Source organism: Pseudomonas sp. R11-23-07, assembly GCF_003852295.1.
In the GTDB taxonomy this organism is placed as follows: Bacteria; Pseudomonadota; Gammaproteobacteria; order Pseudomonadales; family Pseudomonadaceae; genus Aquipseudomonas.
The window spans coordinates 230,763-243,831 of the sequence record NZ_CP027761.1 but is presented as its reverse complement, the minus strand read 5'-3'; the positions used below and the strand labels follow the sequence as shown (position 1 = coordinate 243,831).

Sequence of the window (13,069 nt, the reverse complement as noted above, 5' to 3'; positions counted from 1 at the left end):
CAAATCCAAATGTGGGAGGGGGCTTGCTCCCGATGGCGGTGAGTCAGTCAACACGACATTGACTGGACCACCGCTATCGGGGGCAAGCCCTAATGCCAGTCAGTTAAGGCTTTTTGTAGGAGCGAGCTTGCTCGCGAAGAACTCAAGGCCCCCTCGTTCATCCAGAATGAACGCGTTGTCTGGGCGTTTTTCGCGAGCAAGCTCGCTCCTACAGTGAAGCCCTTTCGCTTAACTGACTGGCATTAGGGCAAGCCCCCTCCCACAGGGGATTAGCGGCAGGCTCTACGTACGCGGGTTGAGGCTGTACAGCGCAAGTTGTTCTGATGGATTCACACAAATCCAAATGTGGGAGGGGGCTTGCTCCCGATGGCGGTGAGTCAGTTAACACATCATTGACTGGGCCACCGCTATCGGGAGCAAGCCCCCTCCCACATTTATGTTGAGGTGTTGCTTAGAACGCGTAGCGTGCCTTGAGCATGACGCCGTCAGCATCGAAACCGCTGCGTGCCTGGCGGGTGTAGCTGGCGCCGACGCTAAAGTCCGAGACCTGGTAATTCACGCCCACACTGGCTTCATAGCTGTCACGCGCCACCGACGCGCCGGTCACGGTAAACGGCGAACCACCCGCCACGAAGCTGGAGGTTTGCGCGACGCGATCACCCATCAGGTCGTGATAGGCCATCAACGTGGCTTCCGGTTGCAGCGTGCCGGCGCTCAACGGCAGGTTGGCCGCCAGACGCACACCAGCACCCAACTCGCCCACTTCATAACGCTGCGAAGCCGTGCTCAACGCCGCCGACGAACCTTTCTCGGTAAAACCATCCATGCGCACGTTGGCATACCGCGCCGCTACACGTGGCTCGATCACCACCGCCTGGGACGGCTTGAAGCTGTAGCCGCCGATCACGCTGGCCGCCAACACATTGCTGTCGTAGCTGCCCTTGGCCGTGGTGCCCGCGACGTGGCGCTTGCTGTCGTTCTCGTTATGGCCGTAGCTGAGGCTGCCATCCACGAACCAGTTCTGCAGCGCCCAGTTGCCGTACAGCGACAGCGCGTGGCCCTCGACGTCAGTCTTGTTGCCCAGGTCCGAATGGATATTCGAGTTGAGGTAGCTGTACGCCACGCCCAGGGTGGTGGTGTCGTTCACACGACCGTCCACGCCCACCGCCATACCGCTGCTGTTGGCCGAGTAACCGTTGTTGCCGCCACGGCCGTCCTGGTCCATGTTGCTGCTCAGGCCCTGCACCCACACACCGCCGACCTGGTGGCTTTCGCGCTGGTCGGTGAGGCGATTGAAGATCGCGCCGTTGACCACAGTTTGCCCCGACAGCGCCACATCGAGGGCGCCACGGTTGACGTCCGGCGTGAGTTGGCCGGCGAGCTGCGCCAGTTGCTGTGCTGTCCCGGCGTTCGCCAGGCTCTGGAACACCGGGTCGTTTTGGTTGAGCTGGCCGAGCACATCGTTTTTCAACACGTTGACGGCGGTCGCAGCCGACGCACCCGCGCTGGCACCCGCCAGCTCCTGCTGCACCTGCTGATCGCTTTTCACCGCCACCACGGCCTTGACCGTCTGCGCATCGGCCGAGTAGCTGAGCACGTTCAGCAACGACGACGCACTGGCCACGGCCACGCCGTTGTTCTGCACGTTGGTGGCTTGCAGCAGGGTGTATTGCGTGCCGGCTTTAGGCGCGGCGAAGTCGCCCGGGTTGGCGCTGACGGTCAGCTTGGAGGCCTGGGCCAGATTGGCCGTGCCGTTGACGGTGAGATACGGCGTGGTCGGCACCACGCTGTCGGCCAGGTGCATATCAATGCCCGCGCCGCTGGCCACATTCAGATTGCCGGTGATGGCGGTGCCAGGTGCGGACAGGTTCAGCGAGCCCGAATTGATCGAAACAGGCGCGATGATACGGCTACCGGTGAAACCCGCCTGGCCATCGACGTTGACGGCGGTGAGGTTGAGCAAGTCGCCGGTGATTTTGCCACCGGTCCAGTTCAGGCTGGCGAGGTTATTGGCATCGACGGCGATACCGCTGTTGCTGCGGATTTCGCCGGCTTGCTGGTTGATTTCAAAGGTCGCGACCTGCTCGGCCGCATCCACCTGGATCGCGGTGCCGTCGGCTGTGATGAGGCCACGGTTGACGATACCACGCGCACCTGCGGCACTGTTTTGCGCAAAGCTGGCGCCGGACAGGTCGAAGGCATTGGCCGACGCGCCCTTGGCTTCGATGGTGCCGGTGTTGAGGATGTAATCAAAGGTGCCCGCGTAAAACGTCAGGCCCTTGGCTTCATTGCCGTTGGCGGAAATCAGGCCACTGTTTTCGATGCGCAGGGGGTTGGTAGCGGTCTCAACTTCCATACCCCAGGCGCCATTACCTGTGGCGATAATCGAGCCCGAGTTGAGCAGCTTGCCGCCGATGGTGGTCGGCGTGCCGCTGTTGACGTCGAGGACCAGGCCGATCGCTTCCGGGCCGGCCATATCAATCACGCCAGTGTTGGAAACGTCACCGGCAACCGTGGTGCCGTGCAGGTAAATACCCTCACCACCGCCCAGGTAGCCGGGAAAGGGCTCGGCGCTCACCGGCGGCGTGGAACGGATGGTGCCGGAGTTGATAACGCTGCCGCCAATGGTGGTAGCGCCGATTTCAAGCCCTTCATAGGCGCCATGGGTCATCAGGATATTGCCCGCCTGAACCACATCCCCAGTGATTGTGCCGGGGTTCAGACCGGAAGGACCAGACCAGAACATCGGGTCGATGGCGATGGCGCGAATGGTTTTGCCCTGTGAGTCCAGCGTGATGTCTGCGCGGTTGATCAGCGAGCCTTGAATGTTGGTGTTCACAAATCCGAGACCGGCGGGGTCAGTGGTGCCGGAATTGACCACCTCGGAAAACTTGCCGGTAATGGTTACCGGCTCGTTAAACGTCTCATTGGCCCAAATATTCTTGCCCTGACCCAGGTCGAACTCTACTGCCAGCACCTGGGTGCTGATCGCGCCAACCATGATTGCCAACAGACTTTTCTGGAACTGCTTGCGCTTCATTTCAAACTCCATGAACTACAGGTCAAAACCGCCAAGAGGCCCGGCGGCAGTAGGTGTGCTTTGGGAAAGGATCAATCGATCCGAATGAGTCCCCCGGGGCCGCCCTTCTGAATCCCAGGCGCGGGCACGCGCACCGTGGGCGGTGGCAGACAGGGGCCGTAAGGGGAATAGGGTTCACATCAATCCTTAATGTCATTTGAAAACGCTGCAGTCCATGCAGCCCGACCGATTGCGGGTGGGCGGGGTAAAGACACTGGGATAAACAAAATGTTCAAAGCTATAAGCGGCACGCCCCAACACCGCCCACCCTGTAGGAGCGAGCTTGCTCGCGAAAATCGTCAACGATAACGCGAGCAACCAGAAAAACGCCGCATAGACGTTGTTACACCACCGTCAGACTTACTTGAGCTCCTTCACCAGATACTGCGCAGATATCTGCGTAATCCCGGTCAACGCCCGGCGCAAGGCCTCAGGATCGGTGCGATAAGTCAGCGGCGTGTAGCCATAAACGTTCTGGCCATTGAATGGCGTAACCGTTTCAAAGGTGCGCCAGATCATCTCATCGCCGCGATTCATCTGCGCCACCACGCTAATGGTGGGGTAAATCACGCTGCTGAACCCCTGGGTCAGGCGAAAACCCCACTCGGACACGGTCAACTGGATCTGCGCATCGGCCGGTTCATCGTCGCCGACCACCTTGAGCGTCGAGGTCTTGCCCAGTGCATCGACAAAGCCCTGCTTGAGCAACACACCCACGTCGATTTTTTCCGCTTCGATCAGCGTCAGAATCGCCATCGACGTCGGCATCTCTGCCAACTGCCCAAGCTTCATGCCGCCAGCCAAACCGGCGCCGCTCAACGCCGCGGTACCCACCTTGGACGCACCGCTGGCCATGCCAACACCCGCGCCAACCCCGGCCCCGAGTGCCGCGCCCCAGGCTTGTTCGCGACCGAAGTACACCATGTTCTTTTCCCACTTCACGGGCAGGACTTTTACCGTCTTGATCTGCGCGCGGTTTTCGGGGGTGAGGGGGTGGCTGACGCAACCGCCGAGGATGAGGGTGGTGATGAGGATTAGGAGGAGGTTTTTCACATCAGTCCTTTAATGTTTTATTCAAGTTGAAGTCGTCATGTGACTTGCCGACCCGCTTCAAGAATCCAGAAGCGAACTCAGCATCCACTTTTAATAAAAGCTCCAAAACATCATAAATCTTCCATCGGTGAAGCTCAGGATGCGCGCTAATAGCCAACAAATGCTCACGCAACGCTGGAATGAAATCCCTGAACTCTTCGCGCTTGACCAACCAAAACATATCAGCGATTTCAAAAGGGCGGTCATTCGACAGATGGATGATTTTCACCATTGGTTCATAGATGTCAGCCCGTGCTTTTTCGCTCTCACCTGCATCTGCCAGTCTGCAGAAGTAACCCACTAACGACCTCAGCACGAACTTGAAGGTCTCGTCGTGGCCGTGCAATCGATGTGAGTCAAACCCTCCGAATGCCTGGAAGTGGTCAACGATATGAACCGTATAGCTCAATCCTTCTTGTACGCCCCAACTCGTCAACAAACGCGCGGCCAACAGCCGCACACCCTCATCGGGATGAGTCCTGAGCAACTCGGTCACGCCCGCTATTCGACGGTCGGGGATATCTTCCGGGTCCAGATCTGTAGCGTCCACAGCATAATCGGCATGCTGGGGGACAAAATGCAGCAGTTCATTTAGCTTATCGTCCACTTTTTATCCTCAAGCAGCGCAGGACTTCCCGTCGTCAAAATATCGGCAAGGCTGCGTACCTTGGTCAAGTTGCCGGTTTGAATCACGATAGTCTTGGCAAACATGTCGCCCAGGCGGGTTCTGGACTCCAGAAAAATCCACACCCAGTCGACAATCAACAGCGCCCCGGCATTACAGGTAAACGACTGGGAAACGCTGCAGCCCTTGCGGCTATTACGGTTCACCGTCGCAATACTCAGCAAACGCTTGCCCAGGCTTTGACCGCTGGACAGCGCGTCGGCGAACAAGATGATTCGGGCCAGCAGGCGGCGGCCGATGCTAGCCAGAACGGTCGGCTGTTTAGTGGGGGAATTTGCGTCCATACGGTGTTACTCCGGCTTATGTCGCGTGTCAGTCAAACATGATTGAAGAATACTGGGTGAGCCACAAGCAAACCCAGTGTTCAGGGCAGAGGACAGGGACAATGGGCGAACTCAGAGCCCGCCCGTTTCAAGCCTTTTTAACTTACTTGCTTTCTTTGGCAATGGTGCCCAGGGACGCATCCTTGACCAGATAACGGCCTTCTAGATCGCTAAGCACTTTGAGGCTGTTGCGCGCCACAGCGAAGCCCATTTCGACTTCCTGCTTGAGGTAAACCACCTCACCCGCCTTGACGTCGATCGGCATGTCCGCCCAGTTCTCAGCCTTGGAGCTGATCACATGCTTGCCCGGCGTCACGAAAAAATAGATGTACTGGTTACCACGGTTGTAACCCATCTCCGAGTTGGCTTCCTTGTCATCCAGGAACACGTTGAACCGAACCATCATCCCGACGTTGCTAGGGCGCACGACATAGACCAGGCCTTTATCGGCCACGGCGGCCTTGGGCAATGAGTAGTTCGCCACGTCAGCCTGCATCTTCTCTACCGACGGCGTGGAGGAACAGCCAAACAGAGTGGCCAGCGACAGAACGACAGCGGCTTTGCAGAACAACTTGATCATGTACTTCTTCCTTGTGGTTAACGGTGGAGCGGTTGCGAGAGCGCCGATGATGGCGGGGCCTCAGTTTTGATGCGTTGGGTCATCGCCAATGTGTCGGCAAGGGTTGGCATGGCATGAGGGCTGGTGCCACTGCTGTGATGCCTTGCGCGGTTTTGGGCGAGGGGCTTATAGTCCGGCCGTCGCTCAAAAAGCGACCGGGTTTGGCGACCCGAAAACCGAGCCCTCAATAATCTAGAGAGCTTAATGATGAATCAATACATGCCCCTAACCGGCCACGACTGCACCGTCCCCGCCCTGATTATCGACACCCAGGCACCCCTCGACGTCCTTCACGACGCCGCCGTGCACCGTATTCGGGCCGTCACCCAACTGCTGGAAAACCTAGCCTTCCGCGAACAACTCAGCAGCGATGCCGTAGTGCTTTCAGACTTCGCCCATTTGCTGGCCATTCCGCTGCGCGATGGGTGTGATTTGCTGGATGTCATCAGTCGCAGGCTGAATGCTGAGCTGTCTTGAGTGAAAATCGGGCGACCGTAGTGTCGCCCGCTTTGGTGCGCTAAAAATAGAAACAAAGGGGACTGATTTACTTAATAGGCTTTAACTGACATCACGAATTAAAATAAATCTGCCCCCTTTTTGCTTCCTACTTCCTCTAATCATTCAACATAAAGAACTTACATCTCTAAAATTCAAAAATTCTTGAAAGCAAGAAATGACGACACCTATATCTCTTGTGATGAAACTCGCCGGATAACAATCGCTAAGAATCTCAACCGGACTTGTTCCAGCCGACGTATTACTAAGAGTACGTACAGCGTGCTCCCCATCATCCAGATATTGATTTAGCATTAAAAAATAATTTCCAGAATCAGCGTAGAGATTGATTTCGTAAGGCCCATATTCAGGCGCCGGGGAAATAGAAAAAGATGCGACGCCATCGAATTTACTATATGTGTTTAGAATGGCTTTTACATCTTCCATGGTCGGTTGATGAACCATAGGGACTTGCAATCTACCGTGCTCAGGGCTAAGTGTATACCCTCCAATCATCAACCATTTTTTCTCCTTAGTAGACTCCATACCTAGCCTCAGCAATAGTTTTTCCACGCGTACAACGCTGCCAGCATAGCTTTCTATACACCGCACTTACTTATACTAAAAATCGATTAAAACCTTTTCGATACACGCATCACTATTCATTGTCGAGCGTCCTTTTCTGCTGCCATGACTTTCCTACCGCTGCTAATGGGAAAGTTCGCGAGTAAGATGGGTGAATTTAAATTGGCTTTTCAACAGCTACCTAAAATTCGAATAAATCCGTTTTTCTCCCCGTTCTTTTTCTAATATATTTTTACACTATCCTGCAGGAACCGCATCGATATCGAACTCACCTCGCTCGTCAATTTCTGAGTCCGCTCTCAACACCTCAAAATCGCAGCGCCCCAAATTCAGATAGACATTTATCGCATATAACCCACTGGAAGATGGCCTCATAAATTCGACCTGAAGAGAATAGTCGCCTTCAGCCATCTCTAGAGAAATCGAATCCGAAATACTACCAATCTCAATATTTCTATCTCTCACCGCGAAGGGTACTTTAAAGGCCCGAACCACGTCTGCGCTTATAGCTGGTACATGTTCATTAATGAAAAAAATAGTTATATGCCCCCCTTCGTCTACCAGTGATCTAAATGAGGCACTCCCCAATCTCCACGCGAATCCTTGCGCACAACTACGATCGCTCCAATCGTTATACGGCTGATCAAGCGAACTCAAAAATACGCAAAATTGCGAATAAGATAAATATATACTTTCTTTAAACGTAGCCATCAGCCCACCACTTTGATTCTGGCTCTCTCCCCATGCACTACCTATACATGCGCCAGTCCCTATTAGCCTCCGGGACTTCGGGTCTAACACTCGCTCCGGCCCCACTTTCTTAAAATAAAGGGAAAAGATTTATTTATTTGGCTTTTTTACTGCCACCTCGAACCCGAATAAATCTGTCCCGCTTCTCCGTTCTTACCCATTCAGACGACGATGATGCCACCAGAATCCAAATAAATCGAGTAAGACTCATAACCATCTGAAACGTCCGACTCGATGGTAATTTTCGCTCCCGTGCTAAATGTTATTTGTAGTGCATCAGTTTCGACTTTCTCAACAGACTCAACGTCCATTAATAAAAAATCTAATAAGGGTGAACTGGTAGACGAGTCGTTAAATTCGCGCTGACCCACAATGTCGTGAATTTGATATTTCAACCCGGCTTCTACACAGAATGAAACTTTATAAGGCGACACACCAGCGAATGTCTGCGGTCTTGAAAAGTCAAACCTCGTGACACGCACTCCAAAACAAACCATTTCCAAATAACAATCAGAAAGCAGCGAAAAGTCAAAACCATCTGGCGAAGTCCTCATACATCCCTCTAAAGCGCTCAGCGACGAAAGGGCGATAGAGATCAAGAAGAAACCAATATGATAAAGGGGCTATGTTTATCTAATACGTTTTTCAGTTCATATTAAATAAATCCGCCCTCTTTCCTCTACCGTCATGATCTCATTTCCGCTGCCATGACGTTCCTACCGACAAAGAACATCATCACGTCAGCCCTTGACTTTTCTCTGCCCATTTAACTTATTCTATAGAAACTTCGTATAAGGCGTCCGGAGGGGCCTGCGCACGTTCAAAATCTGACAAAACGACATCAACAATACTAAAAACATCAATTTTTTTAATTACTTCTATTTGGCTACTTTCTGAAATTGAAAATACAAGTTTTTTACATTCACAAATTGCAATGATCTTAAAAATCGCCGCCAATAAAATTTTAACTCTTTCTACCGGATCACCAGGAAACCCAATATCCGAATACAGCGGATCATACTGATTATAGTCAGTCAAATACGTAGCATTGGGATACCCGGGCCTATCCCCAATTAAAAACACAAAAGTTTCTTCGCTTGGCAACAACTGTGGCGGATAATTAAATAGCTCCGCGCTGCTAATTTTAAATATCCCCAGATCGCTTTCGGAAATATATTTATCCAACGCTACCCAAGCGTCTGGGCTGGGCGGCGGAAAAACATATCCACATACATCATTCGACATGCTGATACCTATTTATCTAAAATCCAAGGCTCGACAACTTTTTCGTCGGCACTTACTTCTCGATAATACTGTTTATCGACGAAACCCCGACCGTTATATTCTATTTTGTGCTCATGAGGCACCGCCCGACCGTCCGTAGCGTAACCTAAGCTGCCATGACTCCGTGGAAAATTAGGGGTCAGACCACTACTCTTCTATTAGTAAACCCTAGGACGGCGAGCCATCTAAAACCCTTAAGTGGATAAGCGTTTTCAGCTTCGCCTCCTATCAACAGACTAACTAAATAGAATAACTAATTACAAAAATAAATCATATTTTTAAAGAGCAACTCTGCTGAACACTAAAAATGCAAAAACGTGGTCTGACCCTATTCCCTCGATTTCCACCCGTTCATACATTTCCCACCAGTTCAAACTTCCTCCTAACATGAACATAATCAACCAACTTACTATCAAAATCATAATGCACTGTTACCGCATTCCCTCTCACTAAAAACTCGCACCCCGGACTCGTGGGAGCCCTACCGGGAATTCGAACGGAGGGCACATTACGCAAGGGCGCACCATATTTAGCAATTGACTCTTCAATTGTTTCAATATCCGCACAAGCAGTTTTAGTTTCAGCATCAGCTGGGAAATACTCATCAGAGGCTTGATAATAAACGCGGTATGCAACGATGACACCGTCACTACCCGCCTGAAAATAGACCCCATACTCCGGCAGCTTTAGAAACTCTTCACCCTCAACCTTTACGTACTCGACTATCGATATATCCCTTCTAAACTCCGCAAGAACATCAATTAACGACGCATTTAAGTATTCATTTGGATCCATATTAAGCCCCATTCTTTCGAATAAACTTTTGTTTAATTCGTGAATTTGATTTCGCGTATTGTCGATTTTACTAGCCGACCAGCCTTCGTCCTCCCACACAGGCATCCACGTTTCTACATCAGCTTCCGCAGCCTTATAATGGTCGGAGCCATCTAGGAAAAAATAGGGGTCAGAACACTATTACTCTATTCTTTCAACTCACACTTCTTCGGGCGTCCTGACACACCCGGTGAAACTCTTTTACCTAAAATCTGCGCGATTTCGGACGCAAACTTCTGATCGCGCAAAACGTAATTACCGTTTTTAGAAGATTGAATTTGTTCTATCAATCCAGGTGAAAGCCGATCCTCGAACATAGACCGATAAGCTTGGGCTCGTTGCGCGGTGCTGCTACCTAACTCGCTATAAACCGCATGCGGGCTTATAATCCTGATAGCTCGCCCTGTGCGTTTGCTCTATAGCTGCTCCAGCGATAGTCGCCCGGATGAGCAACCATACCCGCTCTGATCGGGTTCATTTCAATATATCGATAGCAAGCTAAAACATAGTTGTCTTGTTGAACCAAACAAGAGCGGAAACGGCCTTCCCACAATGTTCTTGTTCGTTGATATGTTCGATTGGCGTACTGAACATCTCGCTGCCCACCCCCTTCATAAGTAGGCCAGCCCCTGCGCAGCAGGTGGGAGTCAACAATAGATGAACGTGATTTGTCATCAAGCACAATGCGTGAACTTTACAGCCATACAGTTGAGCAAGCACAGCTAATGTTTCAATGTAAAAAATGTAGTCTCTACCTGAATAAAAACACGCAGACCGATTATTTCCCCGCTGTATAATGTGAAACGGGATACCCGGCATAAAAACCTAGGACGGCGGGCCATATAAAACCCCTAGCTGGATAAAAACTTACAGCTTAGCCGCCCATCAATAGGCCAACGAGATAGAATAACTACAAAAAATAAATCATATTTTTAAAGAGCAACTCCGCTGAACTCTAAAAAATGCGAAACCGTGATATTCCCCCTATTCCCCTAGAAAACGCAAAAACGTTGTCTGCACCCTATTCCCCGCTATTTTTACTTCCGTTCGTTACGCAGACTGCTGATAATCCGATTCCAGTAGCGCACTGCCTCAAAGTGCTGCTGCCTCGTCAACCAAGTCTTATTCTCAGGGCTGCTCGGATCACCACCAACGATAGCGGGTTTAATCTCGAATAGCTCCATGCCTTTAGGGCGTGAGTACTTATTAAGGTCACGCATTTCGGTCTGCCAATCGAGCAAATAGATCGGGGAGGTCACTCGCGACCGAGATGGCGTACTGCCGATCCATACCTATAAAAGGGACTCGAACTACCGGCATTGCTGTATCCTCCATATCGAACCCATACCCCTCCCCTCCTCCGTTAGAAGCGAACAAAAAGATGCCTGGCGCATATATCTCGACCTCATATTCACGATTGAAATCAATTAACTCTTCTGCTTTCCAAAAAATAATGTAGCTATCGCCAATGAACCCTTCCCCACCGTCGTGCTGCTTAAGGAATTCAATGTAACTCTCAGGGAGTGCAACTCCCAAGCGTGTTGACAGACCATCAACAGTCGAAATTTCAGCCGGACCATTGAGCTGCCCCTCTGTTAGATGATATTCCATAGCTATTTTCCTAAGTCTTTCTGCAATTGGTTCCACCAAGGAGTTACCTGCTGCCGATGAACATCGCGAGGCAGGATAACTTTATTGGTAGAGTCGGTTGGACTTCCACCAAATTTCACTGGGTTGATTTCATGCACGTCCACAGGCTGACCTACAAGTCCTTGTTCTGGGCGGAGAGTGCTATTGGCTTTGTTGGCGGCATTTCTGGCGGCATTGTACTCGGCCCCCTCCAGTAATCTGAACGGCCCTTGCGGTACAGGGACGCCCGTTGGATAGCCTGCCCAATCTGAAATCGAGAAACTTCCTTCCGGGGGATCGATAGAAACCCGAGGCGTAGCACCTTCGGCAGCACTGTTAACAGTAGTTTTTGCACCGACTTACAGCTTGATAAAGGTAAAGACCTCTTTGAATAAATTTTCAATATGTGGTGACGCTTCAAGGTGAATGAGCGCTTCGGTCGTGGATACAGGCATGTCATAAGGCTTAAAACCTCTACGGAGGGCGATACCATACAGTGCGTATTCGTCGCCCTCCGCATGCTCCCAATGGGGCACGTAACCAGTTATCTTATACACCTTGAAAATCTCATCTTGAAAATCCATCAAATCATATAAAAAAGCTGGGACGTTACTTAGTGACAAAGCTTGAGCGCACCACGTACTGAGCTCATCTTTGCTGATAGCACCACAAAATAAACACGTAATGACAAAAGCCATCAGTTCATCATTGAAACCATCAAGCTCAATAGCACTCACATTCCACCCCCATAGCTTCGCCACTAATATGTCCTGTTTTTTTATGAATCAATTCTTTGGGGAGTCTGGCATTTCGGGAGGAGATCAGCAGTGGTGCGGTTGTGTTGCATGATTTTGCGCTGCTGCTGGCTATTCCCCTGAGAGATGGGTGTGATCTGCTGGATGTGGCTGGATGGAAGTTAAACTCGAAAGTTTCGTAAATAATTAAGGGCGGTTATCTGGTAACCGCCTCGCTTAGACATTTAAACAAAAAATAAAATTATTTTTTAAAGAGCTGTGATTGAACGAGCGCAAGAAATACAGAAAAAGTTAAAAGAGAACACTAATATCGCTCTCAAAATTAGAACATTACTGCACGACATCCTTTATATCCAACACCCGTTTACTTTCCATCTTCACTTCCTTCTCTCAATCAAAACGTTACATATATCCCTTTTTTTACTGAATTAGCTTGATTGAGAAAACCTTCGTACCTCTCCAGATCTTCAATTAAACTATCTTTCATCTCACCCTTCACTTTCTCAATTTTTTTTAGACTTTCACCCACTTCACGGGTAGTTTGAAAGTACGACCCCATTTTACCAGGATCAAAAAACTCGCCATCTACACCTACTGGCGCACCCAAAAAAGGAGAAATATTTAGCTTACCTCGATTGGAGATTTTTTCTTGAAAATCTGCCCATTTCGCGCCTAATCCATGATCATCCTTCGGGGAATAATATTTCGTCAGCGCAAAGTCCCCATATTGATGAACATCCCTGTCTTCGATCATATCCTCCCAGTCGTTATCCAGCGCATCTCCCTCATAGGGATCGACCAAAAGCTCTTTGTTAGAAAGAATAAAACAACGTAGCGGCTCAATATCTCCAGAGCGCAGGGAAGCTTCCAATAACGGCTTAAGCTCGCTATCAAAGCTATCAAAGTCAAAAATGAATGCTTTATGCTCGAAACTCATAA

General features: G+C 50.7%; 15 protein-coding genes. 1 reads left to right on the top strand and 14 read right to left on the bottom strand.

Annotated elements, in window-relative coordinates:
- Nucleotides 1-451: 451 nt before the first annotated feature.
- The 5 genes from C4J84_RS00960 to C4J84_RS00940 form a co-directional block, all read right to left on the bottom strand.
- Complete coding sequence (locus C4J84_RS00960) at nt 452-3,040, bottom strand: autotransporter outer membrane beta-barrel domain-containing protein (protein WP_124369156.1); 2,589 nt, start codon at nt 3,038-3,040, stop codon at nt 452-454.
- Nucleotides 3,041-3,439: 399 nt separating this feature from the next.
- Nucleotides 3,440-4,132, bottom strand: coding sequence for a hypothetical protein (locus tag C4J84_RS00955; protein ID WP_124369155.1), 693 nt, complete (start codon nt 4,130-4,132; stop codon nt 3,440-3,442).
- A gap of 1 nt (nt 4,133) precedes the next feature.
- Complete coding sequence (locus tag C4J84_RS00950; RefSeq protein WP_124369154.1) at nt 4,134-4,778, bottom strand: hypothetical protein; 645 nt, start codon at nt 4,776-4,778, stop codon at nt 4,134-4,136.
- A complete protein-coding gene (locus C4J84_RS00945) occupies nt 4,763-5,140 on the bottom strand; it encodes a hypothetical protein (protein WP_124369153.1) in 378 nt (125 codons plus the stop codon). The genes C4J84_RS00950 and C4J84_RS00945 overlap by 16 nt, the downstream gene beginning before the upstream one ends.
- A gap of 142 nt (nt 5,141-5,282) precedes the next feature.
- The gene (locus C4J84_RS00940) at nt 5,283-5,675 is read right to left on the bottom strand and encodes a DUF2846 domain-containing protein (RefSeq protein WP_177412762.1); all 393 of its coding nucleotides are present in this window, start codon (nt 5,673-5,675) and stop codon (nt 5,283-5,285) included.
- Between the two features lie 342 nt (nt 5,676-6,017).
- On the opposite strand from C4J84_RS00940, the gene C4J84_RS00935 reads away from it, so the two are divergent.
- Nucleotides 6,018-6,275: a hypothetical protein gene (locus tag C4J84_RS00935; RefSeq protein WP_124372368.1), complete on the top strand. Its 258-nt coding sequence runs from the start codon at nt 6,018-6,020 to the stop codon at nt 6,273-6,275.
- A gap of 144 nt (nt 6,276-6,419) precedes the next feature.
- Here the strand turns inward: C4J84_RS00935 and C4J84_RS00930 are convergent, their stop codons facing one another.
- The 9 genes from C4J84_RS00930 to C4J84_RS00880 all read right to left on the bottom strand — a co-directional run bounded on the left by C4J84_RS00930 (nt 6,420) and on the right by C4J84_RS00880 (nt 13,067).
- Entirely contained in the window at nt 6,420-6,866 is a 447-nt protein-coding gene (locus C4J84_RS00930) for a hypothetical protein (protein ID WP_124369151.1), read from the bottom strand.
- A 249-nt stretch (nt 6,867-7,115) separates the two neighbouring features.
- Nucleotides 7,116-7,589 carry a competence protein ComJ gene (gene comJ, locus C4J84_RS00925; protein ID WP_124369150.1) on the bottom strand — a complete coding sequence of 158 codons (474 nt, stop codon included), beginning with the start codon at nt 7,587-7,589 and terminating at the stop codon, nt 7,116-7,118.
- Between the two features lie 200 nt (nt 7,590-7,789).
- Nucleotides 7,790-8,227: a hypothetical protein gene (locus C4J84_RS00920; protein WP_124369149.1), complete on the bottom strand. Its 438-nt coding sequence runs from the start codon at nt 8,225-8,227 to the stop codon at nt 7,790-7,792.
- A 172-nt stretch (nt 8,228-8,399) separates the two neighbouring features.
- Nucleotides 8,400-8,873 (bottom strand): hypothetical protein, encoded by a 474-nt coding sequence (locus C4J84_RS00915; RefSeq protein WP_124369148.1) that lies wholly within the window; start codon nt 8,871-8,873, stop codon nt 8,400-8,402.
- A gap of 390 nt (nt 8,874-9,263) precedes the next feature.
- Nucleotides 9,264-9,806, bottom strand: coding sequence for a hypothetical protein (locus tag C4J84_RS00910; protein ID WP_124434784.1), 543 nt, complete (start codon nt 9,804-9,806; stop codon nt 9,264-9,266).
- A gap of 438 nt (nt 9,807-10,244) precedes the next feature.
- Nucleotides 10,245-10,565 carry a transposase gene (locus tag C4J84_RS26350; RefSeq protein ID WP_256681374.1) on the bottom strand — a complete coding sequence of 107 codons (321 nt, stop codon included), beginning with the start codon at nt 10,563-10,565 and terminating at the stop codon, nt 10,245-10,247.
- Nucleotides 10,566-10,958: 393 nt separating this feature from the next.
- Nucleotides 10,959-11,357: an SMI1/KNR4 family protein gene (locus C4J84_RS00895; RefSeq protein WP_124369145.1), complete on the bottom strand. Its 399-nt coding sequence runs from the start codon at nt 11,355-11,357 to the stop codon at nt 10,959-10,961.
- Between the two features lie 377 nt (nt 11,358-11,734).
- The gene (locus C4J84_RS00885; RefSeq protein WP_256681373.1) at nt 11,735-12,136 is read right to left on the bottom strand and encodes a hypothetical protein; all 402 of its coding nucleotides are present in this window, start codon (nt 12,134-12,136) and stop codon (nt 11,735-11,737) included.
- Nucleotides 12,137-12,524: 388 nt separating this feature from the next.
- Entirely contained in the window at nt 12,525-13,067 is a 543-nt protein-coding gene (locus C4J84_RS00880) for a hypothetical protein (protein ID WP_124369144.1), read from the bottom strand.
- Nucleotides 13,068-13,069 lie beyond the last annotated feature (2 nt).

Excerpts from the sequence above, each read along its gene's own strand:
- C4J84_RS00960 (WP_124369156.1), bottom strand. The coding sequence starts at position 3,040 with ATGAAGCGCAAGCAGTTCCAGAAAAGTCTGTTGGCAATCATGGTTGGC.
- C4J84_RS00945 (WP_124369153.1), bottom strand. The coding sequence starts at position 5,140 with ATGGACGCAAATTCCCCCACTAAACAGCCGACCGTTCTGGCTAGCATC.
- C4J84_RS00940 (WP_177412762.1), bottom strand. The coding sequence starts at position 5,675 with ATGCAGGCTGACGTGGCGAACTACTCATTGCCCAAGGCCGCCGTGGCC.
- C4J84_RS00935 (WP_124372368.1), top strand. The coding sequence starts at position 6,018 with ATGCCCCTAACCGGCCACGACTGCACCGTCCCCGCCCTGATTATCGAC.
- comJ (WP_124369150.1), bottom strand. The coding sequence starts at position 7,589 with ATGGCTACGTTTAAAGAAAGTATATATTTATCTTATTCGCAATTTTGC.
- C4J84_RS00915 (WP_124369148.1), bottom strand. The coding sequence starts at position 8,873 with ATGTCGAATGATGTATGTGGATATGTTTTTCCGCCGCCCAGCCCAGAC.
- C4J84_RS26350 (WP_256681374.1), bottom strand. The coding sequence starts at position 10,565 with ATGCCGGGTATCCCGTTTCACATTATACAGCGGGGAAATAATCGGTCT.
- C4J84_RS00895 (WP_124369145.1), bottom strand. The coding sequence starts at position 11,357 with ATGGAATATCATCTAACAGAGGGGCAGCTCAATGGTCCGGCTGAAATT.
- C4J84_RS00880 (WP_124369144.1), bottom strand. The coding sequence starts at position 13,067 with ATGAGTTTCGAGCATAAAGCATTCATTTTTGACTTTGATAGCTTTGAT.